The sequence below is a fragment of the Caulobacter sp. genome, from assembly GCF_017744445.1.
Classification (GTDB): domain Bacteria; phylum Pseudomonadota; class Alphaproteobacteria; order Caulobacterales; family Caulobacteraceae; genus Caulobacter.
Window position 1 is genome coordinate 1 of sequence record NZ_JAGIBH010000140.1, and the last position, 556, is coordinate 556.

The 556-nt window shown below is 69.1% G+C and carries 1 protein-coding gene; it reads left to right on the top strand.

Annotated features, from left to right (window positions below):
• On the top strand, positions 1 to 556 hold a 556-nt coding region (locus tag J7528_RS24095; RefSeq protein WP_291879910.1), incomplete at both ends, for a TraB/GumN family protein.

Here is a 556-nt window from a genome sequence, read left to right on the forward strand (position 1 = left end):
GGCCAAGCCGCTGTCGAGCAAGCTTGATCCCGAAACCCAGGCCAAGCTGGCCGCCGCCGCCCAGGGCATGGGCATGCAGCCCCAGCAGATGGAGCCCATGCGGCCCTGGCTCGCGGCGCTCACCTTGTCGCTGCAACCTCTGCTGAAAGCCGGTTACGATCCCCAGAGCGGGGTCGAGCGCCTGCTGAACGCCCGGGCCCGAGCGGCCGGCAAGCCGGTCTCGGCCTTCGAGACCCTGGAACAGCAGGTGCGCTTCTTCGCCGACATGACGCCGGCCGATGAGATGGCGATGCTGAAGTCCACCCTGGACGACGTCGCCGACGGTCCGGCCAAGGTCGACGCCCTGGTCACAGCCTGGGCAGCCGGCGACCAGAAGGGGCTGGAGCACGAGATGGTCGACGAGATGCGCCGCGATTATCCTGGGCTCTATCGGCTTCTGCTGGTCGACCGCAACCGCGTCTGGGCGCAACAGCTGAAGACCAAGCTGGCCGGGTCGGGCGTCAGCTTCGTAGCCGTCGGGGCCGGCCACCTGACCGGCCCCGACAGCGTCCAAGCC